This is a genomic window from Kribbella sp. NPDC056951 (genome assembly GCF_042674205.1).
In the GTDB taxonomy this organism is placed as follows: Bacteria; Actinomycetota; Actinomycetes; order Propionibacteriales; family Kribbellaceae; genus Kribbella; species Kribbella yunnanensis.
Window position 1 is genome coordinate 85530 of record NZ_JBHUQZ010000016.1, and the last position, 26005, is coordinate 111534.

The 26005-nt window shown below is 68.1% G+C and carries 26 protein-coding genes; 7 read left to right on the forward strand and 19 right to left on the reverse strand.

Going from position 1 to position 26005, the window contains the following annotated elements; translation table 11 throughout:
- Window positions 1-328: 328 nt before the first annotated feature.
- Window positions 329-3463, reverse strand: coding sequence for a replicative DNA helicase (locus tag ACFTSF_RS37695; protein ID WP_380159941.1), 3135 nt, complete (start codon window positions 3461-3463; stop codon window positions 329-331).
- Between the two features lie 359 nt (window positions 3464-3822).
- Here ACFTSF_RS37695 and ACFTSF_RS37700 point away from each other — a divergent pair, with 359 nt between their 5' ends.
- Window positions 3823-5145, forward strand: coding sequence for an MATE family efflux transporter (locus ACFTSF_RS37700; protein WP_380159942.1), 1323 nt, complete (start codon window positions 3823-3825; stop codon window positions 5143-5145).
- A gap of 27 nt (window positions 5146-5172) precedes the next feature.
- On the forward strand, window positions 5173-5673 hold the full coding sequence (locus tag ACFTSF_RS37705) for a hypothetical protein (protein WP_380159943.1): 501 nt from the start codon (window positions 5173-5175) through the stop codon (window positions 5671-5673).
- A 3-nt stretch (window positions 5674-5676) separates the two neighbouring features.
- On the opposite strand, the gene ACFTSF_RS37710 is transcribed toward ACFTSF_RS37705, so the two are convergent.
- The 9 genes from ACFTSF_RS37710 to ACFTSF_RS37750 are packed head-to-tail and all read right to left on the reverse strand — an operon-like array spanning window position 5677 to window position 15324.
- Window positions 5677-6051, reverse strand: a complete 375-nt coding sequence (locus tag ACFTSF_RS37710; protein ID WP_132414483.1) for a DUF4913 domain-containing protein — start codon at window positions 6049-6051, stop codon at window positions 5677-5679.
- The gene (locus ACFTSF_RS37715; RefSeq protein WP_344160336.1) at window positions 6041-7882 is read right to left on the reverse strand and encodes a TraM recognition domain-containing protein; all 1842 of its coding nucleotides are present in this window, start codon (window positions 7880-7882) and stop codon (window positions 6041-6043) included. Before ACFTSF_RS37715 ends, ACFTSF_RS37710 begins: the two co-directional genes overlap by 11 nt.
- Window positions 7875-9494, reverse strand: a complete 1620-nt coding sequence (locus ACFTSF_RS37720; RefSeq protein WP_380159946.1) for an ATP/GTP-binding protein — start codon at window positions 9492-9494, stop codon at window positions 7875-7877. The genes ACFTSF_RS37715 and ACFTSF_RS37720 overlap by 8 nt, the downstream gene beginning before the upstream one ends.
- Entirely contained in the window at window positions 9491-10999 is a 1509-nt protein-coding gene (locus tag ACFTSF_RS37725) for an SCO6880 family protein (RefSeq protein ID WP_344160341.1), read from the reverse strand. Before ACFTSF_RS37725 ends, ACFTSF_RS37720 begins: the two co-directional genes overlap by 4 nt.
- On the reverse strand, window positions 10986-12635 hold the full coding sequence (locus ACFTSF_RS37730; RefSeq protein WP_380159948.1) for a type IV secretion system protein: 1650 nt from the start codon (window positions 12633-12635) through the stop codon (window positions 10986-10988). Before ACFTSF_RS37730 ends, ACFTSF_RS37725 begins: the two co-directional genes overlap by 14 nt.
- A gap of 1 nt (window position 12636) precedes the next feature.
- Entirely contained in the window at window positions 12637-13545 is a 909-nt protein-coding gene (locus tag ACFTSF_RS37735) for a hypothetical protein (RefSeq protein WP_344160347.1), read from the reverse strand.
- The gene (locus ACFTSF_RS37740; protein ID WP_380159950.1) at window positions 13545-14384 is read right to left on the reverse strand and encodes a hypothetical protein; all 840 of its coding nucleotides are present in this window, start codon (window positions 14382-14384) and stop codon (window positions 13545-13547) included. Before ACFTSF_RS37740 ends, ACFTSF_RS37735 begins: the two co-directional genes overlap by 1 nt.
- A gap of 29 nt (window positions 14385-14413) precedes the next feature.
- Window positions 14414-14692: a conjugal transfer protein TrbC gene (locus tag ACFTSF_RS37745; protein WP_380159952.1), complete on the reverse strand. Its 279-nt coding sequence runs from the start codon at window positions 14690-14692 to the stop codon at window positions 14414-14416.
- Window positions 14693-14706: 14 nt separating this feature from the next.
- A complete protein-coding gene (locus tag ACFTSF_RS37750) occupies window positions 14707-15324 on the reverse strand; it encodes a DUF6668 family protein (RefSeq protein ID WP_380159953.1) in 618 nt (205 codons plus the stop codon).
- 252 nt (window positions 15325-15576) lie between these two features.
- Between ACFTSF_RS37750 and ACFTSF_RS37755 the strand changes: the two genes are divergently transcribed.
- Together ACFTSF_RS37755 and ACFTSF_RS37760 are read left to right on the forward strand one after the other, a co-directional pair.
- Entirely contained in the window at window positions 15577-17025 is a 1449-nt protein-coding gene (locus ACFTSF_RS37755; protein WP_380159955.1) for a hypothetical protein, read from the forward strand.
- Entirely contained in the window at window positions 17022-17264 is a 243-nt protein-coding gene (locus ACFTSF_RS37760) for a hypothetical protein (protein ID WP_380159957.1), read from the forward strand. The genes ACFTSF_RS37755 and ACFTSF_RS37760 overlap by 4 nt, the downstream gene beginning before the upstream one ends.
- A gap of 262 nt (window positions 17265-17526) precedes the next feature.
- Here ACFTSF_RS37760 and ACFTSF_RS37765 read toward each other — a convergent pair whose 3' ends face one another.
- From ACFTSF_RS37765 to ACFTSF_RS37795, 7 genes are all read right to left on the reverse strand, one after another.
- On the reverse strand, window positions 17527-18114 hold the full coding sequence (locus tag ACFTSF_RS37765; RefSeq protein WP_380159959.1) for a dihydrofolate reductase family protein: 588 nt from the start codon (window positions 18112-18114) through the stop codon (window positions 17527-17529).
- A 65-nt stretch (window positions 18115-18179) separates the two neighbouring features.
- Window positions 18180-19019, reverse strand: a complete 840-nt coding sequence (locus ACFTSF_RS37770) for a helix-turn-helix domain-containing protein (RefSeq protein WP_380159960.1) — start codon at window positions 19017-19019, stop codon at window positions 18180-18182.
- A gap of 83 nt (window positions 19020-19102) precedes the next feature.
- On the reverse strand, window positions 19103-19549 hold the full coding sequence (gene rplI, locus ACFTSF_RS37775; RefSeq protein WP_344160369.1) for a 50S ribosomal protein L9: 447 nt from the start codon (window positions 19547-19549) through the stop codon (window positions 19103-19105).
- A gap of 14 nt (window positions 19550-19563) precedes the next feature.
- Window positions 19564-19797, reverse strand: coding sequence for a 30S ribosomal protein S18 (gene rpsR / locus ACFTSF_RS37780; protein ID WP_012924539.1), 234 nt, complete (start codon window positions 19795-19797; stop codon window positions 19564-19566).
- Between the two features lie 82 nt (window positions 19798-19879).
- A complete protein-coding gene (locus ACFTSF_RS37785) occupies window positions 19880-20464 on the reverse strand; it encodes a single-stranded DNA-binding protein (protein ID WP_344160372.1) in 585 nt (194 codons plus the stop codon).
- A 92-nt stretch (window positions 20465-20556) separates the two neighbouring features.
- Window positions 20557-20847 (reverse strand): 30S ribosomal protein S6, encoded by a 291-nt coding sequence (rpsF, locus tag ACFTSF_RS37790; RefSeq protein WP_132211461.1) that lies wholly within the window; start codon window positions 20845-20847, stop codon window positions 20557-20559.
- Window positions 20848-21059: 212 nt separating this feature from the next.
- Window positions 21060-21719 (reverse strand): DUF4241 domain-containing protein, encoded by a 660-nt coding sequence (locus ACFTSF_RS37795; protein ID WP_380159963.1) that lies wholly within the window; start codon window positions 21717-21719, stop codon window positions 21060-21062.
- 59 nt (window positions 21720-21778) lie between these two features.
- Here ACFTSF_RS37795 and ACFTSF_RS37800 point away from each other — a divergent pair, with 59 nt between their 5' ends.
- Entirely contained in the window at window positions 21779-22582 is an 804-nt protein-coding gene (locus tag ACFTSF_RS37800; RefSeq protein WP_344160378.1) for a deoxyribonuclease IV, read from the forward strand.
- Here the strand turns inward: ACFTSF_RS37800 and ACFTSF_RS37805 are convergent, their stop codons facing one another.
- Window positions 22583-22993: a hypothetical protein gene (locus ACFTSF_RS37805; RefSeq protein ID WP_380159965.1), complete on the reverse strand. Its 411-nt coding sequence runs from the start codon at window positions 22991-22993 to the stop codon at window positions 22583-22585. It lies immediately after the preceding gene.
- A gap of 36 nt (window positions 22994-23029) precedes the next feature.
- Here ACFTSF_RS37805 and ACFTSF_RS37810 point away from each other — a divergent pair, with 36 nt between their 5' ends.
- A complete protein-coding gene (locus ACFTSF_RS37810; protein WP_380159967.1) occupies window positions 23030-23578 on the forward strand; it encodes an NUDIX hydrolase in 549 nt (182 codons plus the stop codon).
- Here ACFTSF_RS37810 and ACFTSF_RS37815 read toward each other — a convergent pair.
- Entirely contained in the window at window positions 23547-24755 is a 1209-nt protein-coding gene (locus ACFTSF_RS37815) for an MFS transporter (RefSeq protein ID WP_380159969.1), read from the reverse strand. The two genes, ACFTSF_RS37810 and ACFTSF_RS37815, sit on opposite strands and share 32 nt — an antisense overlap.
- Window positions 24756-24847: 92 nt before the next feature.
- Between ACFTSF_RS37815 and ACFTSF_RS37820 the strand changes: the two genes are divergently transcribed.
- A complete protein-coding gene (locus tag ACFTSF_RS37820; protein WP_380159971.1) occupies window positions 24848-26002 on the forward strand; it encodes an alkaline phosphatase PhoX in 1155 nt (384 codons plus the stop codon).
- Window positions 26003-26005: the final 3 nt, after the last annotated feature.

Genomic DNA, 26005 nt, shown 5'->3' on the forward strand with positions numbered 1-26005 from the left:
CGCTCAGGATTCAGAGCCCACATCGCACAGCTTCTCCGATCGCGAGCTGGCGAATCCCAGGTGGTTGCCCAGCTCGAGCCACGCGGCCTCGGCCGCATCGGTTCGCTCCACGTCCCAAACGATCTCGTCCAGCAACGGCCGTACCCCCCAGCACCAGAGAAGCTCCGTCGGTGTAGGTGTCGGACAGGAACCTCGCGGCCGCCTTGGCTCGTACGGCGGCGGCCTTCAGTCGGAGAGGGCTGATACCCGATGCCGGCCGCAGGACGTACTTGTTCTCCTGCTCAGCTGCCGAGCGGGTTCGGCTCATCTTGGCTGCATCTCGACACCTTTACCCGTCGTGCGCCATGTCGACGAACCGCGAGTAGTGGCCCTGGAACGCCACCGTGATGTCGGCGGTCGGGCCGTTACGGTGCTTGGCCACAATGAAGTCCGCTTCACCCGGCCGCGTCGACTCCCGCTCGTACGCATCCTCCCGATGCAACAGGATCACCATGTCGGCGTCCTGCTCCAAGGAATTATGCGTAGCGATGCCTTCGGCGACGAAGTTGTGGGTGCCTAGGACGGTGGCGTCGTAGACCTCTTGGTCGCCGAGGCTTTCGACTGAGGTGATGGTGTCCCAGAAGATGTCGTTGGTGGCGAGGACTTCCAGGTCGGCGGAGTCCAGGACGTCGGCTACTTTGGCTAGGCGCTGGCGGCTGGGGGCGTGCTTCCACAGGGTGGAGCCGGAGAACTGGGTGCCCATGGCCGCGGCGAATTCGCGGTGGGTGACCTGGCGGTCGGCGAGGACCTGGCGGACCTGGGACCAGACCTCCTTCGGGACCGTGTCGAGGTTGGTGTTGCCCTTCACGTCGCGGAGGGCGGTGGCGACCTCGAGCACCTTCAGGCCGCGGAGGCCGTGGACACCGATCTCGTCGCAGAAGCGCAACTGGTTCGCCGCGCCGTAGATGTGCAGGTGGTAGCCGTCGCGGTAGCCGGCCTTCTTGGCGACCTTGATGCGGGTGAAGATGTTGTGGCGGAGGAGGAGGCGGGCGAGGTCGTCGACCAGGCGGCGGCTGGTGCTGGCGTAGTAGATGCGCGCCTGGCCAGTCTTGGCGTCCCAGCGGACGGAGCCGTCGGTGGCCCAGAGGTGGCGGATGAAGTGGGCGACCTGCGCCTTGGGGAGGCTGAAGACGCCGTCGGGCACGAACTTCTCGTGGCTGCGGAGGCCGAACAGGCCGAGGCCGTCGAGCCAGGCGGCGATCGGGTTCCGCTTGCCGCGGGCCAGCCGGTACGGCGCGGGGAGGCGCAGCGTGGTCACGCGGGCGGCGGCGTACTCGTCGCGGATCGGTGTGATGCCGAAGCGGCGGTTGGCCGCCTCACCGACCGCGGTCAGGTTGGCCTCGTCGATGCTCGCGTAGCGGATCGGCTGGCGCTTCACGAACGAGCCGTCACCGAGCAGGTGGGCGAGGAGCGTGATCTCGTCCTCGTCCCACGGGGTGACGTCGAGCGGCGGTGGGACATGGCGCAGAGAGCCAAGCCGTGCACCCGGAGCCAGCTCACCGAGCGGCTTCCAGCCGTCGTACGTGAGGAAGGGGTGGTTCGCGGTCGCCTTGATCTCGCGGCCGGAGGCGAGCTTGAGCCGGAAGACTTCCTTCACCCCGCTGGGGAAGGCATGGGTCAGCGTGCGCGGCACCAGCTTGAGGCGGTCGTCGAGCGACCAGACCGGGATGTCTCGCGCGTCCGAGGCCAGCAGTTCGCCCAGCGAGATCTCCGCGCCGGTGTCGGCCCGCATCAGCCGGGTGTCCGCGGTCAGGCAGCCTGACTCACGAAGGTCGGAGGCCATGGGGCGTTTGTCGGAGCGTTGTTCGGAGCCTCGGTTCAGCTGGCAGATGGCTACTACGGGGAGTTCCAGCTCCTTAGCGAGGAGTTTGATGGAGCGGGAGAACTCGGAGACTTCGAGTTGGCGGGACTCGACCTTTTTACCCGAGGTCATCAGCTGGAGGTAGTCGATGATGATGAGGCGGAGGTCGTGGCGCTGTTTGAGGCGGCGGGCCTTGGCGCGGATCTCCATCATGGTGAGGTTCGGGGAGTCGTCGATGAAGAGGGGGGCTTCGGAGACTTCGCCCATTTTGCGGGCCAGGCGGGCCCAGTCCTCGTCGGTCATCTTGCCGTTGCGCATGTGGTGCAGGGGGACCTTGGCCTCGGCGGAGAGGAGGCGCATGGTGATTTCGTTGCGGCTCATCTCGAGGGAGAAGACGCAGGAGGTGAGGCCGTGCTTGATGGAGGCGGAGCGGGCGAAGTCGAGGCCGAGGGTGGAGTTGTGGGTGGGGATCATGGTCTTGCCGGCCAGGTAGAGGTGGGCGGCGTTGTCGACCTCTACGCAGCGGACGGGGACGCTGGCGACCTCGTCGATCCACTCGATGCGGCGCTCGCCTTCGCCGGCGAGGGCAGCGGGGAAGCCGTGGCCGGTGATCTGGCGAGGGGCTGAGCCGGGGATCGGCGGGGTGAGGCCGGGGCTGGCGGACATCGCGGTGAACAGGTCGGCGGTGGTGCAGATCAGCGGGCGGCCGCCGTCTTCGACCAGCCACTGGTGCTCGGCGTCGGCGATGATGGCGCTGCCGTCGGAGAACGAGAGCCGGAAGCAGGGGCGGTCGATCAGTACGTCGGTCGCCGCGACGACCGTGGTCGGCAGGCCTTCGGCGTCGAGGAGCTGGTCGCCGACTGTGACCTCGGCCATTGTGGTCCAGCCGGTCGGCGTGGGGAGCGGGGTGTCGAGGGCGAGCGCCTTGCCCATGGCGGGTCGGGCGGCGACGATGATCATCTGGCCGGGGTGCAGGCCGTTGGTCAGCTCGTCGAGGTCGGTGAAGCCGGTCGGTACGCCGACCATCGAGTCACCGCGGGAGTCGATCGCCTCGATCTCGTCGAGGGCGCCCTCCATGATGTCCTTCAGCGGGGCGTAGTCCTCGGTGGTGCGCTTGTCGGTGACCGAGTAGATCTCGGCCTGCGCCTCGTCGACGACGTCGTCGACCTCACCCTCACCCGCGTACCCGAGCTGGACGATCTTGGTACCGGCCTCGACCAGCCGGCGCAGGATCGCCTTCTCCCGGACGATGTGCGCGTAGTAGCCCGCGTTCGCCGCGAGCGGCACCGAGGCGACCAGGGTGTGCACGTACGGCGCGCCGCCGATCCGGGCCATGTCGCCGCGCTTGGTCAGCTCGGCGGCGACGGTGATCGCGTCGGCCGGCTCACCGCGGGCGTACAGGTCGGTGATCGCGTCGAAGACGGACTCGTGCGCCGGGCGGTAGAAGTCCGTCCCGCGCAGGGTCTCGATGACATCGGCGATGGCGTCCTTGGACAGCATCATCGCGCCGAGCACACACTGCTCAGCGGCCAGATCCTGGGGTGGCGTGCGATCGAACCCCATCTCGGGGTTGCGCTCCTCGCGACCGCCGCCGTCCTGGCCGCGGAACTCCGCCACGCTCATCTCGTCCGACCTCTCGTTCGCCGCTGCCCCGAACCACCGACGACCGGGGTTCGAACACCTGATCGAACCGTAGCCGCATCGACCGACAGAAATCTGCCGCCCGCCTGTGTACCCAGGCACGCGACCGTACGCCGGTCTCGTCCCCAGGTGGTAGCCAGCCGTCCACAGGGGGTGTGGACGAACTGTGGGAAACCCCGCGAACCCCTGTGCACAGGTTGGGAACAACCCTGTGGATATCTGCGGACAACAATCCCCAGCAAGCCTCTGACCTGCGGTTTCACCAATGCACAACTGTGGAGAAGAAAAAGTCGGGGTACTTTTCACAGGCAACCCCACAGCCCGTGGGTAACCTGCCTCCAGTGAGTCGCAGACAGTGGGTCGGGGGCCAGGATCGGGAGATCCTGCGGCTGGCCGTTCCCGCGTTCGTGGCCCTGGTTTCCGAGCCTCTGATGCTGCTCGCGGACTCAGCCATCGTCGGCCACCTCGGGACGCCTCAGCTGGCCGCCCTGGGGATCGCGGGGACCGTGCTGCAGACCCTCGTCGGCATCTGCGTCTTCCTCGCCTACGGGACCACCTCAGCCGTCGCACGCCGGATCGGCGCAGGCGATCACCGGGGCGCACTGGCGCAGGGCATCGACGGACTCTGGCTGGCGCTGCTGCTGGGCGTCGTACTCGCCCTGGCTGGTGTTGTGTTCGCGCCCCACGCCATCAACGCCTTCAGCCCGTCCCCTGACGTAGCTGACTACGCAGTGACCTATCTGCGCATCTCCTGCTTCGGCATCCCGTCCATGCTCATCCTCCTCGCAGCCACCGGCGTGCTGCGCGGACTGCAGGACACCAAGACCCCGATGGTCGTCGCCATCTCCGCCAACCTGCTCAACGTCGTTCTGAACCTCCTGCTGGTCTACGGCCTGCACCTGGACATCGCCGGCTCAGCACTCGGCACGGCGCTCGCCCAGACCGCAGCAGGTGTCGCACTGGTCGTGGTGGTGGTCCGAGGCGCCCGACGTGACGGCGCCAAGCTCGTCCCGGACCTGCCAGGCATTCTCGCGTCCGCGCAGATGGGTGTCCCGCTGATCGTCCGCACCCTGACGTTGCGTGCGGCAATCATCTTGCTGACGTTCGTCGCCACCGCCCTCGGTACGACGTCCGTCGCGGCGCACCAAGTCGCCTTCACCTTCTGGAACTTCCTGGCGCTGGCACTCGACGCGATCGCCATTGCCGCCCAGGCGCTCACCGGCCGCGCACTGGGTGCCGGAGACGTCGCAGGTACCCGTTCCATCACCAGAAGGATGATGTGGTGGGGCCTGTGGTCCGGAGCGGTCTGTGGACTCGCACTCTGGGGTCTGCGCGCGGTCTACGTGCCATGGTTCACCGCAGACCCCGACGTACGGCGAACACTCGCCGCAGTGCTCCTTGTCGCAGCCATCTGGCAGCCGCTGAACGGCGTGGTCTTCGTCCTGGACGGCGTCCTCATCGGGGCCGGCGACGGCCGCTACCTGGCAATCGCCGGTGTCATAGCGTTCCTCCTCTATATCCCACTGGCTCTGAGCGTGCTGTGGTTCGACGGTGGCATCGTGGCGCTGTGGTGGGCCTTCGGCGGCTTCATGCTGGCCCGCCTGGTCACCTTGGTGACCAGGGAGCGGCGAGACGGCTGGCTGGTCACAGGGGCTACCCGCTGACCCCGGAAATGCGGCATCGTGGGGCCCATGGTCGACAAGGACGACGAACTGGCCGAGGACCGCGAAGAGGAAGCGCTCGAAAAAGCGAACGAGGAGCGTGAGCTCGAGGAGACGCGCGACCGCCGTGAACTGCTCGACGCCACCGCGGAGACCACCGAAGCCATCCGGCTCGCGGAGGCCAACGAGGCCGCCGGCGCCCGGCACCGCGAGCTGGCCAACGCCGAACGGCGCCAGGCGCGCAGCGACCATGCCCACGGCAACCACCTGCTCGACGAGGCGGCTGCCCGCCCGGACGAACCCGGTGCGGACGCCACTGCGGCCGCCGGTCGCCGCTACCAGCGGGCAGGCGACCGCGAGGACCGCGAGGCGGCGTACGACGACCGTGTCGCCGACCGGTACGCCGGCCAGCAGGCGCCGGCCAGCGATGCAGCCCGGCGTCCCGCTCAGCCGCCCGAGGCCCGGAAGTTCGTCCAGCCGCGCAAGACCAAGAAGCGCGAGAAGGACACCGGGCTCGACCTCGACCTCTGAGGCTCAGATCCCCCGCACGTTCGGCTGACGCTGGTCGAAGAACAGCCCGGCCGGCGGCTCCTCGACCGGGAGCGGCGGGATCGGGTAGTCGGTGTGCGCACCCCGGCACGCCGCGAACGGGCCGTCCGGGTCGAGCAGCGTCATCATGTGCGGGTCCGCGTGGTCCCGCCACCAGACCGACATACCGGTCGCCGGGTCCAGCCGCAGGTGCTCCCAGGCGCGCCAGATCGAGTCCAGCCGGCTGAGTGCTTCCGCGTGCCGGAACCACTCCGGGCACCACACGTACTGCTGGCCGATGCGTCGCGAGTACAGGTAGATCAGGCGGTCTTCGACGAACGCCGCGACATGCGGATAGAAGAGTTCCTGTTCACCATCCACGACGCTGCTCCTCAGTCTGCTCCCACACCGGTACGCCGGTCGGCATCGGCGGCGGTCCCCCCTGCGGACCGGTCACCCAGGGGTTGGCCGAGCCCTGCGTGACCTGCGGCGCCGAGGCACCCGGGTCGTACTTCGCCAGCGACGCCTTGACCACTCCGGCGTCCGGACGGGTGAACCACGGCACCGTCTTCACCATGGTCGCCGGGATGCCGGATGGAAACACTACAGCCCGCCCGGGCGGCATGGCGGCCAGGTCGGAGATCTCCAGGATGTTCTGCCGCTGCGTCTGCCGGCTGGTGCCCCGCTTGCCCTCGTTGTACGAGACCGAGCTGGAGATGATGTCGTAGTCACCGATCAGCTTGCTGAGCCGCTCCAGGAAATTCGCGTCGGACGCGCCACCGCCGTACACGCGGATGTTCGCGGCGGACCAGAGCTTCTCCATGCCGTGCTCGCCCCAGCACTCCTGCCCCTGGGCCCAGGACTGCAGGATCGTCATCAGCACGATGCCGCGGGAGCCGAAGTGGCTGTAGAGGTCGGGCAGGTTCTTCCAGCGGCAGACGTTCGCCGCCTCGTCCAGTACGCCGACCAGCGGGTTCGGCATCCGGCCCATCGGCATGCCCTTGGCGTACTCCTCGGCCGCCTCCACGACGGCCACGGTCAACGCGGTGACCAGCGGCCCCGCCGTACCGGCGCCTTCCTTGGACAGGCTGTAGAGCGTGCCGCCCTTGCGGACGAACTCATGCGGGTTGAACTGCGGGCGCGTGTCGTTCGGTCCCTGCGGGATGACCCAGCGGGTGACCTTGCGGTTCACCAGGAATTGCGCGCTCTGCTGCGCAGTGCCGTACACACCGGCGCGCTGCTTGTCAGGTGCGTTGATGACACCGGACAGCGCGTCGGCCGACAGCTGCAGACCCGGAGTGTTGCGCAGGATCCGCTCGGGCTCGTCGTTCCGCTGGTCCGCAAGCCAGGTGTAGACCTGCGTGATCGGACGCTTGGCCACCGCAGCGGCGAGCAGCAGACCAGCCAGCAAGTCAGTACCGGCGGAGTCGAAGAACGCATCGGTCTGGGCACCGACCTGACGCTGTGAGGCGACGAAGTGCTCCGCCATCTCCCGTGCCTTGGTCTCGTCGGTGATGTAGGTCAGCGGGTTCCACCACCAGTTCGGCGGCTCCTCACAGACCTCCTGCGGGTCGAACACCCACACCGGACCCTTGTCGAGCCGCGGCCCGCGAGTGGCGTCGACGATGTCCCGCTTGTTCGACGTGGCGACGACAGAGCCGGGAGCGTCCAGGATCGCCGGTACGGCGCGGGAGGTCGTCTTACCGGTTCGGGGTCCCCAGATGTCGACGTGCATGTCCTCCCAGGACCCGAAGACCTCCAGGCCGTCCCGGACAGTTCGGCCGATCAGGATGCCCGGGCCGGCGTGGCCGGCGCCGAGGCGGTCGGCGATACCTTGCGCGCCCTCGCGGGTGAGCTTGTAGATCTCGGACCGCTTCGACATCAGGAACGCCTGCTTGTCGACGCGGCCGACCGACTCCTTGCGGCGCCGGAGCAGGAACCAGACCGCACCCGCGATCACGATCAGCAGCACGATCTCGAGGATCAGCACACCGGTTGCCGCGCCGGACCAGTGCAGCCGGCCCTGGATCAGCTGGGACAGCGCGCTGACCGGGTTACCCGGTACGGCGCGCGTCCCGTCGATCGCGGCGGCCGCCTTGAGCGCGCCCCAGACACCGCCGACCACGACCGCGAACACAGCGCAGCCGATGAAGATCAGGACCGTCTCGACCGACAGGCCGCCCGGTCCGGTGGTGCGTTTTCCGTCAGCCATTGTTGGTCACCTCCGGCCGCGCGACAACCCGGGTGGTCGGGTCGGGCGGCGGCAGCATCGCGGGGTCGTCGAAGCTGTACTCCTCGACGACCTCCTCGGTCCCGTCCGGTGCGACCTCGACCTTCAACGGCCGACCGTCGGCACCGGTCTTCCAGAGTTTGTTCGTGTCGTTGATCTCGCGCTCGACCGAGGTGAGGCCGACGTGCACCGGAATGCCCGGGCGGCCGCCGACCTTGACCAGGAAGTTGCCTCGGCCGGGAGGTGCGGCCTCCTCACCGGTGGCCGGGTCCCACGCGGGCGGGTCCTGCCAGCCGATGAGCATGTTCTTCTCCTCCTCGGACATCGGCACGACCTCGGACAGGTTGTCCATCTCCGCCCGCGGCAGACCGCCGCAGATGACCATGCCGGACCGCTCGACGAAGCCCTTGGCCTTCATCCGGTCCTCGGGGTGCTCGAGCGCGAGCAGGTCGGACATGGTGTGCGAGATCATCGCCATGCCGACACCGCGCTGCCGGTTCAGTCGGGTCAACGCGTCGACCCGGTCGACCAGCCCGCGCCCGGCCCGCAGTACGCGCCACAGCTCGTCGAGGATGACGAAGTAGTGCCGCCGCGGCTCCAGCCCGGCATCGGCGAGCGCCTGCGAGACGGCGACCGCGCCGAACCCGTACGACCAGCAGGCCAGCAGTACGGCGGCCTGCAGATTCGTCTCGGAGTCGTCGATGTTGGAGACGTCGAAGACGACCGGGCGGTCCATCTTCATCGGGTTGTCGGTCTGCTCGGAGAAGATCTCGCCGAGCCGGCCGCCGCCGACCAGACCGATCAGCGAGGCCTCGAGGCCTTCGGTGATCTGCCGGTAGCGGTCCAGGCTGCCGCGGTCGAGAGCCACGTTCCGGACCCGGTCCGGCGCGTCCTGGACAACCTTGAGCAGATCGCGCAGAACCGGCGTACCGGTGTGGCGTTCGTCGAGGACCTTGAGCGCCTCGTCGATGATCGTCTCTTCGCGATCCGTCGGCGGGGCCGAGCGCATGATCGAGATGAGCGCCGAGACCATCGTCTGCCGGCGACCATGCGCGTCGGCCTGGATCGCCTCGCGGGCCTTGCCGGTCAGCCGCAGCGCGGCCTCCCGTGACTCACCGGGATCAAGGATGTTCAGGTGCCCGCGGCCACGACCGAGTTGGATGACCTGGCCGCCCAGCGCCTCGATCAGGTCCTTGTAGTCGGGCTTGAGGTCGCCGAGCACCAGCGGCTGAATCCCATAACCGGCAAGTCCCAGAGCCATTCGCCGAGTGATGGTCGACTTCCCCAAGCCAGGCTTGCCGAGGACGAACATCGACGGGTTCGAGATCAGCTTGGCGCGCATGAACCAGCTGATCGGGTCGCAGCACATGGTCGCGCCGGAGAGGATGTTGCGCCCGATCGGTACGCCGACCATCGGGCTGCCGGTCCCGGCCGCGAACGGCCACAACCCGCACACCTGCACCGTCGTACCGCGCCACTCCTGCGGAGCCTGGACGTACGTCGAGTACCCCGCGCCCATGCCCGGCCAGCCGCGCGGCATCGGCCGCTTGCCGCCCCGGGACGGGTCGGTCGTCTTCTCGTTCTTCTTGCTCACAGGGCTTCCCGCAGACCGGCCGGGACGGCCAAGTGGCTCTGCAGTACTACGCCGAGCGGTAGCGCGGCCACGAACGCGGAGTCCTGCGACCCGTACGCCGGTCGCAGCAACACTCGCGCGGTCGCGCCCAGGTTGTCGATGGCGGCGATCATGTCCGGGATCTGCTCGGCGGTCATCACGGTTCCGGTGACGACCATGCCGAAGTTCACCAGGCCGGCCCCGCGCGCCTCTTCCTGCGCGGTCCGGTCGGCCGCGCGGGCCTCGGCGATGGTGCGGGCCGTGGGGCGGTCGCTGGTCGTGGCGCGGAAGGTGGCATTGCGCTTGTCCGCCTCCACCATGCGCGCCGCGGTGGCTGCGTCGAGCGGCCGGTACAGCAGGGTGACGCGCTTGCGGTCGATGTCGTTGTGCGGTCCGACCAGCTGCGACAGCACCGACGAGAACACCTCGCCGCGCGGCGCCTGCGTCATCTGCCAGGTCACCGACCATGCGGAGTCGTGCCGGTACTTGTCCCAGAACGCCTGCGTACCGGCCGGACCGACATCGGTCCACTGCAGCTCCGGCGCCATCCCCTGGCTGCGAGCCTCATCGATCAGTACGGCGGACGCCGGGTCGTAGGCGATTCGAATCGTCTCGCACAGCTCCTGCGCGGTAACCGGGCGAGCCGCGCCCGCACCAGTTGCGTTCAAGCTCTGGGTCAGCGCGGGCAGTCGCGACGCGAGCTCGCGGCCCATGTCGTCTTCCTTGCGCCGCTTGCCGTTGCGGTCGGTGCCCTTGAAGGTCAGCGCGACCCGGGCCGAGACCAGCGCCGAACCCTCCGGGTAGCTCTGGACGACCTCGGCGAGCATCGCCTGCGCGATCGCCGGCGACCCCTGCTGGATGTTGTGGTTGACCTCGCGGCGCAACCGGATCCCCGTGTCGGGAGCACTCTCGACCGTCACCGAGGCGGCCACGATGCCCGGCTCGTGGCCGAGCGAGGCGAGCCACTGTCCCCAGTGCGCGACCCAGATGTCGATCTGCTCCTCGTCGACCAGCGACGCGCCGTCCGGCTCGGCGTTGATCACGACGGTGAAGTGCCGCGTGCTCGGGTAGAACAGCAGCGCGAACGGCCGACCGTACGAGTCCTTGAACTCGCTCAGCTGGGAGGCGGCGGCCAGGCCCGGGATCTGGAACTTGCCCCAGGCGGTACGGCCGAGCGGACCGGAACGGTAGATGTTGTGTTTCGCCATCTTTGCTCGTTGCCATCCAATACGAGTCGAGAGCCGTTGCAGGGCGGACAGGTTGTGTTTGTCCTTGGACATCAGCAGCAGCAGGATGACGCCGACGACCAGCAGGCAGATCACGGCGCCGATGATGCCGCCGGCCATCATCGAGAAGATGGTCGCCAGCAGGCCGCCCATCATGATGGCCGTACCGAGCGATCCCAGGCCGGCGATACCCGCCGAGGCGGGCTGCCGCCAGTTGCCGTAGGTGCGCGGAGCGCTTCGTACGTTGTCAGCTGCTGCCACGTGGTCCGTCCGAGTCTCGTCTGCTTTGGTCACGCCGGTCGTCGTCGCGGAACTGGCGCTGGTCACGCTGGCGGTCGCGGTTCATGTCCCGCTGCGATCCTCCACTGCCGGACGGGCCACCGCCACCACCGCCACCGCCGCTGCCGCCTTGGCTGTCACCGCCGCCACCCGAGCCCTGCGGCGCGTCGTCGCCGAGGGTCTCCGCCGCGGCAGTCTCGCCGATCTGCTTGGTCGCCTTGACACCGGCCGCGACGATCGCGATCGGCGCTGCCACTGCGGCGGCCGGTCCGGCAGCCGCCGCTGCGCCACCACCTGCCGCGGCACCTCCACCGCCGGCCGCGGCACCACCGGCCGCACCGCCACCGCCTCCGCCGACAGCGCCCGCCGTACCGCCGGTGCCGCCACTGGCTCCGCTGGCAGCTCCTTGGCCACCACCGCCGCCCGGTGCGCCGCCCGAACTCTGCGGTTGCTGCTTGGCCTTGCCGACGTTCTTCGCTCCGGTCGGCTCGCCGCCGCCACCGCCCTCGCTGCCGCTGCTACCGCCGTCCTGGAGCGAGTCCTGCATCTTGCCGGCCAGCTTGTCCGCGCCGACCATCTTGGCCGCGATCATGCCCGCACCGGCGTTGCCGGCCGTGGCGGCGACCATCGGCACGATGAACCGCATCAGGCCGGGCAGCGCGAACAGCGCGAGGACCAGCAGGGTCAGACCGGTGACCATGTTCATCACCGAGGTCGCCGCGGCGTCACCGTTGGCGAAGTTCAGGCCCTGGCCGTTGTTGGACGTCAATCTGATCGCGGTCGCATAGATGATCGCGGCCACCGGTTTATAGAGGATGAAGGCGAGCATCCAGCCGAGCAGCTTCTTGAACCAGTTCCGGCCCATCTCGGTGTGCGTGGCGGCCGCCGCGATCGGCAGTACGCCGACCAGCAGGATCAGCAGCGCACTGCGGACCACCATCAGGATGATCTGGATGACGCCGGCGATGATGGCCAGCAGGCCGATCGCGATCGCCAGCCCGATCCCGATCGGGCCGACCGTCCGCGAGACCGCCAGCATCGCGACCATCGCACCGCCGAAACTCTTGGCCTTGCCGTCCGGGCCGATCTGGTTCACCAGATCGCCGGGGTCGCACATCCACGGGGAGTTCGGGTCGTCGAACAAGGAGGTGGTGACGATGCACCGGGAGAACCGGTCGCCGAACTCGATCAGTGCCTGGGTGACGCCGACCGCCAGCGCCGACGCGACGCCGAGCGTGATCAGCGAGCGCAGGATCTCCCGCAGCGACTCGCCCCGCTGGGTGTAGGCCAGCTTGATACAGGCGACCAGGACGCCGAGGGTGGCGACGAAGAAGGCGATGTACTGCGTGTGGTCCCACATCCACTGCACGGTGCCGCTGGTAGGCCGGCCGGCCTCGCGGCTCATCGGGTCCTTACCGACCGGCAGGGTGTCGACGTAGACCCAGAAGGTGCCGATCGTCCCCATGATCACCGTCACGGCGTTGGAGATCGCATCGAGAATCGGCTGGAAGATCATGCCAATCAACCACTTCACTTGGTCGCCGATCCAGTCCTTGATGGCCTGCCACACACAGTCCAGCCAGCTGCCGCAGAGCGGGATCAGGTAGAGGGGGCTCATATCAGGACGTCTTCGGCGAGACGAAACGGAGGATGGCCGGTAGTGCGACCACGGCGAGCAGCATCATGGTGATGCCCATGATGATGTTCATCAGCTGCGGTGTTCCCTTGTCCGCCGTCACCCCTTCGGGCACGGCCGGCGTGGAGATCATCGTGATGGCGGCCGCATAGATCAGCGCGGCCACGGGTTTGTAGATGATGAAGCCGCCCAGCCAGGCCAGTGATCGCTTGAACCACATCATCCCCACTTCGGTGTTGGTCGCCGCGGCGGTCAGCGGGAAGATCCCGACCAGGAGCACGAGCATCCCGTACCTGACGATCATCAGCGCGAGCTGGATGATCGCCGTGATCACCATCAGGATCCCGATGAAGATCACCAGGGCGAACCCCAGTAACTCCCCTGGATCCTTGAGCGGATCGACCATCGTCTTGGTGAGCTGTTTGGCGAAGTCGTGGTCGTTGACGGCCAGCGCCCGGCCGATGATCCACGACGAGAACTCGTCGGACGCGCGGATCAGGGTCGAGGTGACGAACAGCAGCCCCGCGTTCACCACGACCATCGTGAGCAGCGCCTTGAGGATGTCCCGCAGCGGCTCACCGCGGTGCGAGACCGCCATCTGGATCGCGCCGATGATGACCGCGATGGTGGCCACCGCGATCATGATGTACGTCGTTCTGCCGTGCACCCACCAGACCGCGCCGTTCTGGCCGATGTCCGGCGTCTTGATGTAGACCCAGAGGAAGCCGACCGCCTTCAGCACCGCTTCGACGGCCGCGATGATCACGTCGGCGATTGCCTTGAGCAACAACTTGAAGATCGGGGTGAGGGTCCGGCGGACCACCTCGCCGAGGAACTCCTCGACGCAGTCGTCCCAGTTCCACGGCGCCAGCGAACATCCGAGAACGATCATCAGGCCCCCTGGAATCCGACGTAGCTCTCCATCGAGCCGAGCAGATCAGGCTCGGTGCTGCCGTTGAAGCTGCCGTCGGTCTGCAGCTTGCCCTTCCAGTCCTTGCCGGTCCAGACCATGGTGACCGGCAGCGCGCCCACGGTGCGCTCGTCGAAGCGGACGGCGATCGAGATGATCGCCCGGTCGGGCTCGTAGTCGACCACCTTGAAGCCGGCGAACTGGCCGCCCCGAACCTCGTTCCGCGGAGTCGGGGTCACTCGGTTCAGCGCGATGGCGGCGTCCCGGCCCGGTCCCGGGGCGATCCGGGTGGCCAGTACGTCGGCGGTCAGCGCGGGGTTCTTGATCTGGGCCAGCAGCACGAACGTCGCGAACACCGCACCGGTCGGCGAGTGCGCGAAACAGGAGCGAACGCCGTTGCGGTCCATCGCGGCCGGTCCGGCCTGCTGCTGGAGCGGGAACAGCATGTCGCTCTCGAACTGCCAGGTGACACCGACCGGTGCGATCCGCGGGATCCCCTGCGGCGGCTTGGCGGTCTTGCACCCTCCGGTCCCCAGCACCGGGGGCGTGGGCCTCGGCGTACTGGTGGGATCGGGTGTCGCAGGCGGCCCGGAGGGCTCGTCGGTGGGCGCACTGGTCGGCTCGGTCACCGTCGGCACCGGCGTCGGCGACGGCTGTGCGTCAGGTGTGGTGTCCCGGGTGAACACCCAGAGCAGCGCACAGACCACCACCGCCCCGAGGAGGACGGCGCCGGCGACGAACCCCCGCTCCTGCCAGAAGCCGGTCGATTCGTCACCACCGCCGTCGTCGTCGGAGCCGGAACTCCTGCTGAACAGCCCCACCGTCGATCAGACTCCCGTCGGGGACGCTGTCAGTTGCCCTGGAGCGCGCCGACGAGCAGCGACGCGGAACCGATCACGATGCAGGCCGCCAGCACCCAACCGAGCCGGGCGGCGTGCTCGCCACCCTCGCCACGGCGCTGACCGACCGCCATCATCGCGCCGGCGATCAGGATGCCCAGAACGCAGATGGTGAAAGCGATCCAGCGCACCCAGTCGATGACGAGATCGAGCTTGTCCGCACCCGGGGGCCGCTGGCCGCCGAGCGGGAGCAAGGAGGGAACCTCCGAGATCAGGTGTGCCAACATCATCGAAGTACAGCCTTTCAGTACGGGGCGGGATAGTCCGCTGGGTTGGACGCGCGAAGAGCGTAGATGGATTCAAGAACTTCGAAAACCTCGTCGGGGGTGTTCTCGGGCGTGGGAGCCTCCCCTCTGCGCCACTCCTCGATCCAGGGAAGTTCCCAGACTCTGGGGACGCCGCCGCCGACGATGTCGGCGAAGTCGTCGAGCACCCGGGGCAGCCGGCCCGAGGCGTCCGCGATCAGGACCAGGCCGAGCACGGCCACTCCTTGCACGACACCCGAGGCCCACTCGGTCGCCGCCCGCTGCGCGGCGCGCAGGCCGGAGCCGTTCGTCCGGGCGACCAGGATCACCGGGGTCGGCACCGGCGGTGGCGGGATCGGCCAGCGGTGATTGGCCGCGCGGGTCCCGGGCAGCAGCTGCGCCATCGTCGACTCGCCGGCCCCGCCGTGCGCGCCGACCCACCACAGCGTGTCGGCGGCCGGGATCGCGAACTTCGGCAGCCGCTGGTCCTCCGCGGGCGCCGGTACACCGTGCTGGGGCGCGGACGGGCCCCGTGGCGTCAGATTCGCAGTCTGGGCGGGTCCCGGCGCCGGACCCGGTTCCGGCTGTTGTTGCCGAGTCCACGGATTCTGCGTCATGAGACCTCCTCTCCCGCTGCGTCACTGGCTGTCGCCCACAGTATTGTCTCGCTTTCCGGGTGTACGTTCGTGACCCATCCACAGGCGAGGATGTTTCTACCCCCTTGTCGGGGTCAGCGGAGCCGCCGGGCTCACGGGGTTTCTGCCTGCCGGAAGTCTCCTGGCATGCCTTCAGGTGCGGTGGACATGCTAGAACGAGTACATCGGCTCCGGATGAACGAGGGAGATCTGTGGCTGTAATGAGAGGTCGTCGTGGCTGAGAAGATCCCGTCCTGGCCCAAGGTCACGATTCGGCTCTACGACGACCACAACGCCGAGGTCAAGATCGCAGGTCGCGGTCATCCGGTCAATCACCACGATCCGCGGCAGGCCGCGATCGCACTGGTGGCCGAGCGCGCCGCACAGCTCGGCCGGCCGATGAAGGCCACCGCGATCGACACCGACGGCACGTCCTGGCCGCTGGTCATCCACCCCGACGGCGAGGTCGAGGCCGTGGAGGCCCAGACCCGCAAGCGCAGTAACGGCGGGGGTGGTGGTGGCGGTGGAGGCGGCGGCAACGCGCAGAAGCCGATCTGGCCGATCATCGTCGCGTTCATCCTGGCCGGCGTACTGATCTTCGGCACCGTTCTGTACTTGAAGGTCTTCCGCAACTCGGGCGGCACGCCGGTCGCGAAGACCGAGCCGGGCAAGTTGCCCCCGCTGCCCGAACCGAGTGTCGCGCCGGACGACTTCTCCGCCCGCCCGGTCCCGCCGGGCTGGTCGACCAAGGCCGACTGGTCGGTCGACATCGCTGCGAACTCCACGCCCGCGGTGTCACCGGACGGCAGCGAGGTCGCCGTACTGACGTCCGACCACAAGGTCGCGGTCTTCAACAGCGACGGCAAGGTGCAGTGGCAGGACAAGGTCCCGAACGGCGCGGAGAGCCCCGTCTACACGAACATCGACGGCAAGCCCGTGCTGGCCGTGGCGTCCGAGGACACCTTGTACTACTGGCCCGGTGGCGGCGCCGAGGCGATCGAGGTCGAGCTGCCGAACTCGTCGGCCGTTCAATTCTTCGGTACGTCGCCCCTCGTCGACCTGGCCGGTGATGCCGGGGCCAGCGTGGTGACCGGCAGCGAGCTGAAGACGGTTCCGAACCAGCCGCGGCTGTCGACCTTCCTGCTTGCCCAAGGCACCAAGGCTTTGATGGCCCGGTACGCCGGCCCGCTGTGGTGGAGCGAGCCGGGTAGCAACCTGCAGCAGGTCGACCTCAAGAAGCCGGGCGGTGGCAAGGACGTCGAGCGAGTGGTTGCCGCGAGCCCGGAGCTCGTGCTGGTGTTCTACACCAACGGCAAGAAGGACGAGGTGATCCCGACTGTCCAGTCGACCGCGACCGGTGCGGTCGTCGCGACCTGCCGGGCCACGAACGTGAACGACGCCCAGAACTGGCAGTGGCTGCCGGACCCGAACCGGAAGATCGCGGCCTGGGGTGAGTGCCTGATCAACTTCAGCAACGGCCGCACGTCGATCGTGGCGAACTTCCGTCCGTACTCGATCACCGGTACGACGATCTTCGGTACGACGGGCAGCAACCTGATCGCCATCACCCCCGGCGGCAAGCCGACCACTCTGGATCCCGACACCGCACGCCCGTGGGGTATCGCCGGCAGCCACGCGATCGTCCTGCACGACTCAGTCGTCTACGCCCTGGCCAAGAAGTGAACCGCCTCCTGGCCGCCGCCCTCACCGGCCTGCTGCTGACCGCCGCCTCCCTGACCCCAGCAGCAGCCACCGAAGACGACCCCACCCCGTGGAAGTACCCCCAGATCGAACGCCCCGACCGAGGCAGCAACACCGGCGACCCACTCCCGGTCCGCTACCCCCGAATCGAACAACCCGACGCCGTAGGCGGCGACGAAGACCCCAAACCCCCACACTGGCCCGCCCCAAAAGCAGGCTGAAGAACACGCCTCATGTGTTCCCGCCAACTGCATTCGGCGTGCAACTGCGGCCGCGGGGTTGTTCAGCCCGCCGCGGAGACGAGTTCGGCGACGTCCACGCAATCCGGTGCGACGTTGTGCACGTGTCAGTCATCTGCGTGGTCGGAAGGTGATCGACGAGCGCTCAAGGTGAGCCGGCCGAGCGACGTTGAGCATGGTTCAACCGTTTCGGCGGGGGTCGGATGGCTGATGGGGTCTCAAAGTGGCTCTCGCGCGTGCCCGCTCAGATCGGTTGGCGGCGGACCTGGTAGCGGAGGTGGAGGACTCGGTTGCTTTGGAGGGTTTCGGGGTCTTCGAGTAGGTGTTGGGCGTTGACTGGGCCGAAGTAGGGTTTGCCGGAGCCTAGGACTACGGGGACTACGTCCATGCGGACTTCGTCGACCAGGCCTGCGGCTAGCATTTGGCCGCCCACGTTACCGGCGGCTACTTCGACTGTGCGGTCACCGGCCAGTTCCTGGGCTTGGGCCATGGCTGCTTCGATGCCGTTGACGAAGTGGAAGGGCGCCTCGGGGTCCCCGCCTTCGGGGGCGGGGCGGTGGGTGACGACTACTACGTGGTCGATGCCGGCTGGGGGTTTGCCGTCCCAGCCGTCGGTGATGTCGAAGACGTGGCGGCCGGCTATGGTCACGCCGATCTCGGACCAGTAGGCACGGGTGTAGTCGTGGGACGCTTGCGAGACCTTGAGGACGCCGCTGTCGTCCAGGGGGACTTCGCCGCTGGTCAACCAGTCGAACAGCGGTCCGGGCTGGTCGTTCTCGTCGGCGATGAAGCCGTCCACCGAGACTGAGCCGTACATGACCACCTTGCCCACGGGACTCTCCTTTGCTTGAGGTGTCCTCAAATTAGCGGCTCGTGAGCTGCGGCTCTTGTAAGAAATCAATCGGCCGGCAACGACCATCCGTCCAACACGTGGCCGGGGTGTTCGCGCAAGAACCGCCGCCGGACTTCGACGTACCGGGTTGGTGTGAGGCCGGTGAAGGACTGGAACTCGTGGCCGAAGTGGGCCTGGTCGAAGTAGCCTGCGCGCGCGGCGAGGTCGCTCCAGTCGATCGGTCCGTCGGGGTTGATCGAGAACACGGTGGCGGTGAAGCGTTGGGTGCGGGCGAGCCGCTTCGGGGTGACGCCGATGAGTTCCTTGAAGCGCTGTGCCAGATGAGTGCTGCTAACCCCGGCTGCCACGCTCAGGTCGCCGATCGCCACCACTCCGCTGGCCGCCGCGATGACGTTGCTCGTATGGCGAACCAGCCCCAGGCCCGCGGTCTCGCAGAGCCGTCGCATCAGCTCGTCCTCGAGCAGCGTCATCATCTCGTGCGGTCCACCCGCCGAGGCCAACCGGTCTCGCAGTTCAGCAACGGCTGCCCGGCCCCACACCTGCTCGATCGTCACCGGCCGGTCGCACAGCTCCGCCGCAGGCATCCGCAAGAACGGCGCCAGCCCCCACGGCTTCACGTGTACGCCGACCGACCGCGTCCGGAGTGGATAGCCGAACTCGAACGCGCGAGTCGGCATCGTGATCACGCAACCGTCGGCGTACTCGACCATCTCGACCTCGGCACCCGCGCGGATGCGGAACGGCGCTCCGAGATTGACGATGAGCAACGCGGACGGGCTCGGCGGCAGCATCAGCCGGGCGTACGGCGGCGAACCGTCCAGGTAGTAGAGGTCGTCGATCAGCCCGTCGAGCGGCGGTCGCGGCACTCTGGAGACGTACTCCATCCCCACAGCATCGCCGATCAGCCCGCACCGCAGAAAGGCCCGCGTCCCCCAGGGGGAACGCGGGCCTTCGCTGTGTGGCTGGGTCAACCGGCCGCAACCTCGAGGCGGACCGTAGCGGCCACCTCCGGGTGCAGCTGGACCGAGACCTGGTGCTTACCGGTGGTCTTGATCGGCGACGCGATCGAGATCGCGCGCTTCTCGACCAGCGGGCCGCCGGCGGACTTGATCGCACCGGCGATGTCGGCCGGGGTCACCGAACCGAACAGACGGCCGGTCTCGCCGGCCTTGACGCCCAGCGTGACCGAGAGCTGCTCGAGCTGGTTCTTGACCTCGCTCGCGTGCTCCTTGCCCTGGATCGCCCGGGCGTCGCGCGCCCGCTTGATCGACTGGATCTGCTTCTCGGCGCCCCGCGTCCAGCCGAGGGCCAGACCGCGCGGAACCAGGTAGTTACGGCCGTAGCCGTCCTTGACCTCGACGATGTCGCCGGGGGCACCGAGGCCCTCGACCTCCTGCTGCAGAATGAGCTTCATGTGTCGGACCTCCCTCAGCGAGCGGTGCTCGTGTAGGGCAGCAGAGCCACCTCACGAGCGTTCTTGATAGCGGTGGCCACGTCGCGCTGGTGCTGCACGCAGTTCCCGGTCACCCGGCGGGCGCGGATCTTGCCGCGGTCCGAGATGAACTTGCGCAGCAGCGCGGTGTCCTTGTAGTCGACGTACGTCGCCTTGTCCTTGCAGAAGCCGCAAACCTTCTTCTTCGGCTTCCGAATGATCTTGGCCATTGTGGTGCTCTCTTCCTACTTCCAGAGCCCGGCACGGGTGCCGGAATGGTCTGTGTTGACTGTTCTCGACCTCAGGGCCGGATCAGAACGGGGGCTCCTCCATCGAGCCGCCGCCCTGGCTGGCCCAGGGGTCGTTCTGCGGAGCGGCCTGACCGCCGCCGCCACCGCCTTGCGGGGTCGCCCAGGGGTCGTTCTGCGGGGCGCCGCCACCTTGGCCGCCGCCGCCGTAGTTGTTGCCGCCACCCTGGTTACCGCCACCGCCACCACCGAAGTTGCCGCCGCCGTCGCCGCCGGGACCCGACCGCATGGCCTTGGTCACCTTGGCGGTGGCGCTGCGCAGGCTCGGACCGACCTCGTCGACGTCGATCTCGAAGACCGTGCGCTTCTGGCCCTCACGGTCGTCGTACGAGCGCGACTTGAGCCGGCCCTGCACGATCACGCGCATTCCGCGCTGCAGCGACTCGGCCACGTTCTCCGCGGCCTGGCGCCAGACGGAACAACTCAGGAACAGCGATTCGCCGTCCTTCCATTCACCGGACTGCCGGTCGTACGTCCGTGGGGTCGACGCGATCCGGAAGTTCGCGACGGCCGCACCGGACGGCGTGAACCGGAGCTCCGGATCGTCGACAAGGTTGCCGACCAGTGTGACGACGGTTTCGCCTGCCATTGCCGTTCCTCCTGCTTTCGGGTGTGACTGTGTCTACAGCTATTGGTACCGGCCGGAACCGACAGTACCGATGGCTGCTGACGACCCCAGGCTCAGTGCTGGTCCGGCCGGATGACCTTGGTGCGGAGAATCGACTCGTTCAGCGTGAGCTGACGGTCGAGCTCCTTCACCACCGCGGGCTCCGCGGTCAGGTCGATGACGGCGTAGATGCCTTCGGCCTTCTTCTTGACGTCGTACGCAAGCTTGCGGCGGCCCCAGATGTCGAGCTTCTCGACGGTGCCACCTTCCTTGCGGACGATGTTCAGGTACTGGTCGATGGACGGCTCGACCGTGCGCTCATCGAGCTCCGGGTCGAGGATCACCATGACTTCATAACGACGCATGCGCGAACTCCACCTCCTTCGGACTTTGGCGGCCACGGTCTTTCCGTGGCAGGAGGGCGATGCGATTGCACTTGAGCACCGGCACTTGCCGCCGATGTCAAGCAACGAGCCCGGTCGATGGACCGGGCCACATCCAAAGAATACCAGCGTTCGGACAGCGGATTGACCATATCCACAGGGCAACGTACGCCGTCGTCCTCACTACCGGTCGATCAGTCGTCACTCTCCGGGCCCACGACGAGCAGGTCGATATGGATCCCGAGCGCGGTCCCGTCGGCGGCCACGGTCCGCACCACCGGGTACGCACCGTCACCCCAGCCGGAGTGCGCGAGGACCAGATTCTCACCCTCCGTGGCCAGCGGTAGCACGATATTCGCGCAGCCCTCGCGCAGATGCTCGGGCGAGTCCATCAGCGCGAACCAGCTGTCGTCGCTGTCGTTCTCGAAGAGATCCTCGTACCAGTCACCCTCGGGCATCTTGGTCCGAATCGCCTCGGCGTCGGCGAAGGCGACGGTGCCCGCGTCGACCGCGACCAGCCAGAACTCGTCCTCGTCGAGCTCCTCGTCCCCACTCGTCGCAGCCTCCACCGCGGCGACCTCACCCTCGGCGAGTCGCACCGACAGGTAGGCCTCGCGCAGATGACTGCCGTCCTGGGCGTCGGACACGTCCGCCACGGTCACGAACACCGGATAGTCCCCCGGCGGTACGTCGACGACCGGCCCCTCGCCCAGTGTCACGAACGGGTCCGAGGCCTCGAGCCGGCCGCTCGGAACCCGCAGTACGCCGAGCTCGTGGACGGTCAGGGACCAGGTCCGGCCGTCGACCTCGACGGGTCCTGGGCGCAGCGCACGGAACAAGCTCGGGGTGATCACCAAGCCAGCGTAGGCCCGGGTGGTCGAGAACTGTCGGACGACAGTTCTAGGGTGGGCCCATGAGCTTGAAGCTGGGTGCACACGTGGACCAGGAGGACCCGCTGGCCGAGGCGGCCGATCGGGGTGCCGACCTGGTGCAGTTCTTCCTGGGCAATCCGCAGGACTACAAGGCGCCGAAGGTCGCCTACGCCGACGGCGAGGAGGCGCTGCGCGAGCGGGCCGCCGCGGCCGGCGTCGACCTGTACGTGCATGCGCCGTACCGGCTGAACGTGGCGAACACGAACAACCGGATCCGGATCCCGAGCCGCAAGCTGCTCCAGCAGACCCTCGACAAGGCGGCCGAGATCGACGTCAAGGGCGTCATCGTGCACGGCGGGCACGTCGGTGACGAGGACGATCCCGAGGCCGGGTTCGACAACTGGCGCAAGTGCATCGAGCGCGCCGAGCTACCGGTTCCGCTGCTGATCGAGAACACGGCCGGCGGTGAGAACGCGATGGCCCGTCAGCTGGAGCGAATCGAGCGGCTCTGGGAGGCCGTGCAGGCGTCCGGCAACGACCGCCTGGAGAACGTCGGCTTCTGCCTCGACACCTGTCACTTCCACGCGGCCGGCGAGGAGCTGCCGTCGATCGTCGAGAAGGTGCTGGCGATCACCGGCCGGATCGACCTCGTGCATGCGAATGGTTCCCGCGACGAGTTCGGCTCGGGTGCCGACCGGCACGCCAACTTCGAGGACGGGCACATCGACCCGGCCCACATCGTCGCGGTCGTCGCGGCCGCCGGTGCGCCGGTCGTGGTCGAGACGCCGAACGCCGATCACGGTCAGAAGACCGACATCGACTACCTGCGCTCGCACCTCAACTAGCTACTCGCTCTTCTCCGCCGATTTGAGGTGGTAGAGCCAGTAGGCGATGCCGAAGGGCAGCAGCAGCCCTAGTGCTGTGCTGGTGCGCGGCGGAATCAGGACGCCGACCAGCACCGCCGCCACGAACAGGATCGTCATCGCCTGGAACAGGTCGAGCCGTCCGTACACGCGCTGGTGCAGATCGGTCCGCTCCAGCGCGCACAGCGCGTAGATGCCGGCCAGCGCGAGCTCCAGCACCGTCATGACGATGAGGCCGAGCACGGCGAGGGCATTGAGACCGCCTGTCCCGCTCAGGCTGTGGGAGTACTGGAATGCGCCGATCACCACGGTGACCGCCGCGCACACCCAGAACAGGCTCTTCGGGCTCTGCTTCGCCGGTTCGGCGTCGGGCTCGGGTTCTGCTGGGGCCATGGCGGCGACGGTAGCGCACCGAAGGACAATGGCCGGATGCAGACCGAGGAATCCTGGGCCCAGCAGTTCCCCGAGCTCTTCGCAGCCGCCGACTGGCCGTGGGCGCAGGTCGACGTCCGGTACACCGTCGACCGCCCGGACGACGGGCTGCTGAGCAACGTCCACGTGATCGCCCGGACCCCTGAAGGCATCATTGCCTGTAGCAACGATCTCGGCTGGCGGTTCCTCCCCGGCGGCACCCGCGAGGCGGGCGAGACGATCGAGGAGCTGGTACGGCGGGAGCTCGTCGAGGAAGCCGGAGCCCGACTGCTCGGGCCGTTGACCTGGCTCGGCGGTCACCGCGCCGACCACCGCCGGCCCACGCCGTACCGGCCGCACTTGCCGCACCCGCTGTCGTACTGGGCCACCGTGGTCGCCGATGTGGTGCTCGAGGGGCCGCCGACCAACCCGGAGGACGGTGAGCAGGTGGTCGAGGTGCTCGTGCTGCCGCCGACAGAGGCGGCTGCCTACCTCGACGCGAAGGACGACGGTGGGCACAACATGGGCAGTCAGGTCAGGCTGGCGCAGGCAATGGGGCTGGTTTAGCGGACCGCCATGGCAGGACGAACGCACTGAGCAGTGCGATCGCACCGCCGACGTACATGACGCCGCGCAGCCCCAGTACGGCGGTCAGCAGGCCGCCGACCGCCATGAACGCCGGCTGCACGCAGCGCGAGGTGATCGACCAGGAGGTCAGCACGCGCGCCATGTAGTGGTCCTCGGTGACCTCCATCCGGTACGTCGCGAACGACGGGTTGAACGCACCAGCCGCCACCAGCAGCGCGGTCTCGGCGACGAGCAGCCACACGAAGCCCGCCATACCGGACGGGGCCAGTGGGAGCAGCAGGGTCCACGGCGCCCGCAGTACGCCGAACCACAGCAGCATCCGGTGTAGTCCGAACCGGCGGGTGAGCGCAGGCGCGACCCAGGCGCCGAGCACGCCACCGAGGCAGGAGACGCCCAGGAACACGCCATAGCTCCACGGCGCCAGGTGCAGGTCGCGCAGCATGAACACGGTCAGCAGTGGCGAGATCATCATCAGCGGTCCACCGAACAGCTGCGAGTTCCAGAACAGGACCGCCAGGCCGCGGTTCGCGAAGATGTACTTCCAGCCGGCGCTGAGGTCGCGCTTGCCGGTGTGCTCGACCGGTACAGGTTCCGGCTGCTGGATCCGCCGGATGCCGAGCGCGGACAGCAGGAACGACACCGCGTCCACCACGAGAGTCAGCGTGGCGCCGACCAGGCTGACGAGCGCACCGCCGATCGCCGGCCCCGCACTCATGGTCAGCCAGAAGACTTGCTCGAACTTGCCGTTCGCCTCAGCTCGCCCTTCCGGCCCGACGAGTGCCTTCAGGTGCGCACCGCTCGCGCTCGTGAACGCGATCAGCGCCGCCGACTGCAGGACGCCGACAACACACAGCTGTGGATAACTCAGTACGCCGAAGGCTGCGGCGATAGGCACGCTGATCAGTGCCCCGAACCGGATGAGGTCGGTGGCGATCATCACCGGCCGCTTCCGTCGCCGTTCGATGAAGTCACCCATCGGCAGCCCGAGCACCGCGCCCGCCAGGGCCGAGACAGCCGCCAGCATCGACACCTGCAACGTGCTGACGTCGAGCACGAGTACGGCGATCAGCGGCAGCGCGCCGTACCCGATCCCGGACCCCAGTGCACTGACCGCGTAGGCGAACCACAACCGCCGAAAGTCCCGACCCAAAGACATCCGGCGATCGTAGGAGGACCCACCGACAGAAAGCCGCCGTTCACGTCCAGCCGCTTGACTGGGGGCATCATCCACGCCCCGGGAGGATCACCATGGACCGTCGTACCTTTCTTCGAGCTGCCGTCATCGGCACGTCCACGTCTGTCGCGTTCGGCTTCAGCGTGGCACCGCAGGCGCTCGCCTTCCCGGCCCAGACCGGCACCAGCCCGTACGGCGGTCTGCAGGCAGCCGACGCGAACGGCCTCATGCTCCCGACCGGATTCACCAGTCGCGTGCTGGCGCGGTCGACGCAGACCGTGCCCGGCACCAGCTACACCTGGCACAGCGCTCCCGACGGCGGTGCGTGCTTCGCGGACGGCACCGGCTGGATCTACGTCTCGAACTCGGAGATGAGCAGCGGAGGTGGCGGGGCCGGCGCACTGCGCTTCAACAGCAGCGGTTCGGTCACCGGCGCCTACCGGATCCTCTCCGGCACGACACGCAACTGCTCAGGCGGCGCAACCCCGTGGGGAACCTGGCTGTCCGGCGAAGAGACCGACCTCGGCTACATCTGGGAGACCGACCCGAAGGGTGCGACAGCCGCCGTACGGCGTCCTGCTCTCGGACGGTTCTCGCACGAGGCCGCGGCGGTGGATCCGGACCGGCGCGTCATCTACCTGACCGAGGATGAGCCGAGTGGCGGCTTCTACCGCTTCGTCCCGACCACCTGGGGAAACCTGTCCGCGGGCACCCTGCAGGTATTGCGCGAGTCCGGCAGCACGCTGTCCTGGGTGACAGTCCCGGACCCCGACGGCAGCCCCACCCGGACCCGCAAGCAGGTGTCCGGCATGAAGGTGTTCAACGGCGGCGAGGGTTGCTACTACCGCAACGGCACCTGCTTCTTCACCACCAAGGGCGACAACCGCGTCTGGGCCTACAACGCGGTGAACAACACGATCGCCATCGCCTACGACGACAACCTCACCCCGAACCCGCCGCTCACCGGTGTGGACAACATCACCGCCGCGACCGTCGGCGACCTGTACGTCGCCGAGGACGGCGGCAACATGGAGATCTGCATCATCACCCCGAACGACATCGTCGCCCCGTTCCTCCGAGTGACCGGACAGTCCGGCTCCGAGCTGTGCGGTGTCGCGTTCAACCCGGCCGGCAACCGCCTCTACTTCTCCTCGCAGCGCGGTACCAGCGGCTCGTCGAGCGGCGGCATCACCTACGAGGTCACCGGGCCCTTCCGCACCAGCTTGTGAGCC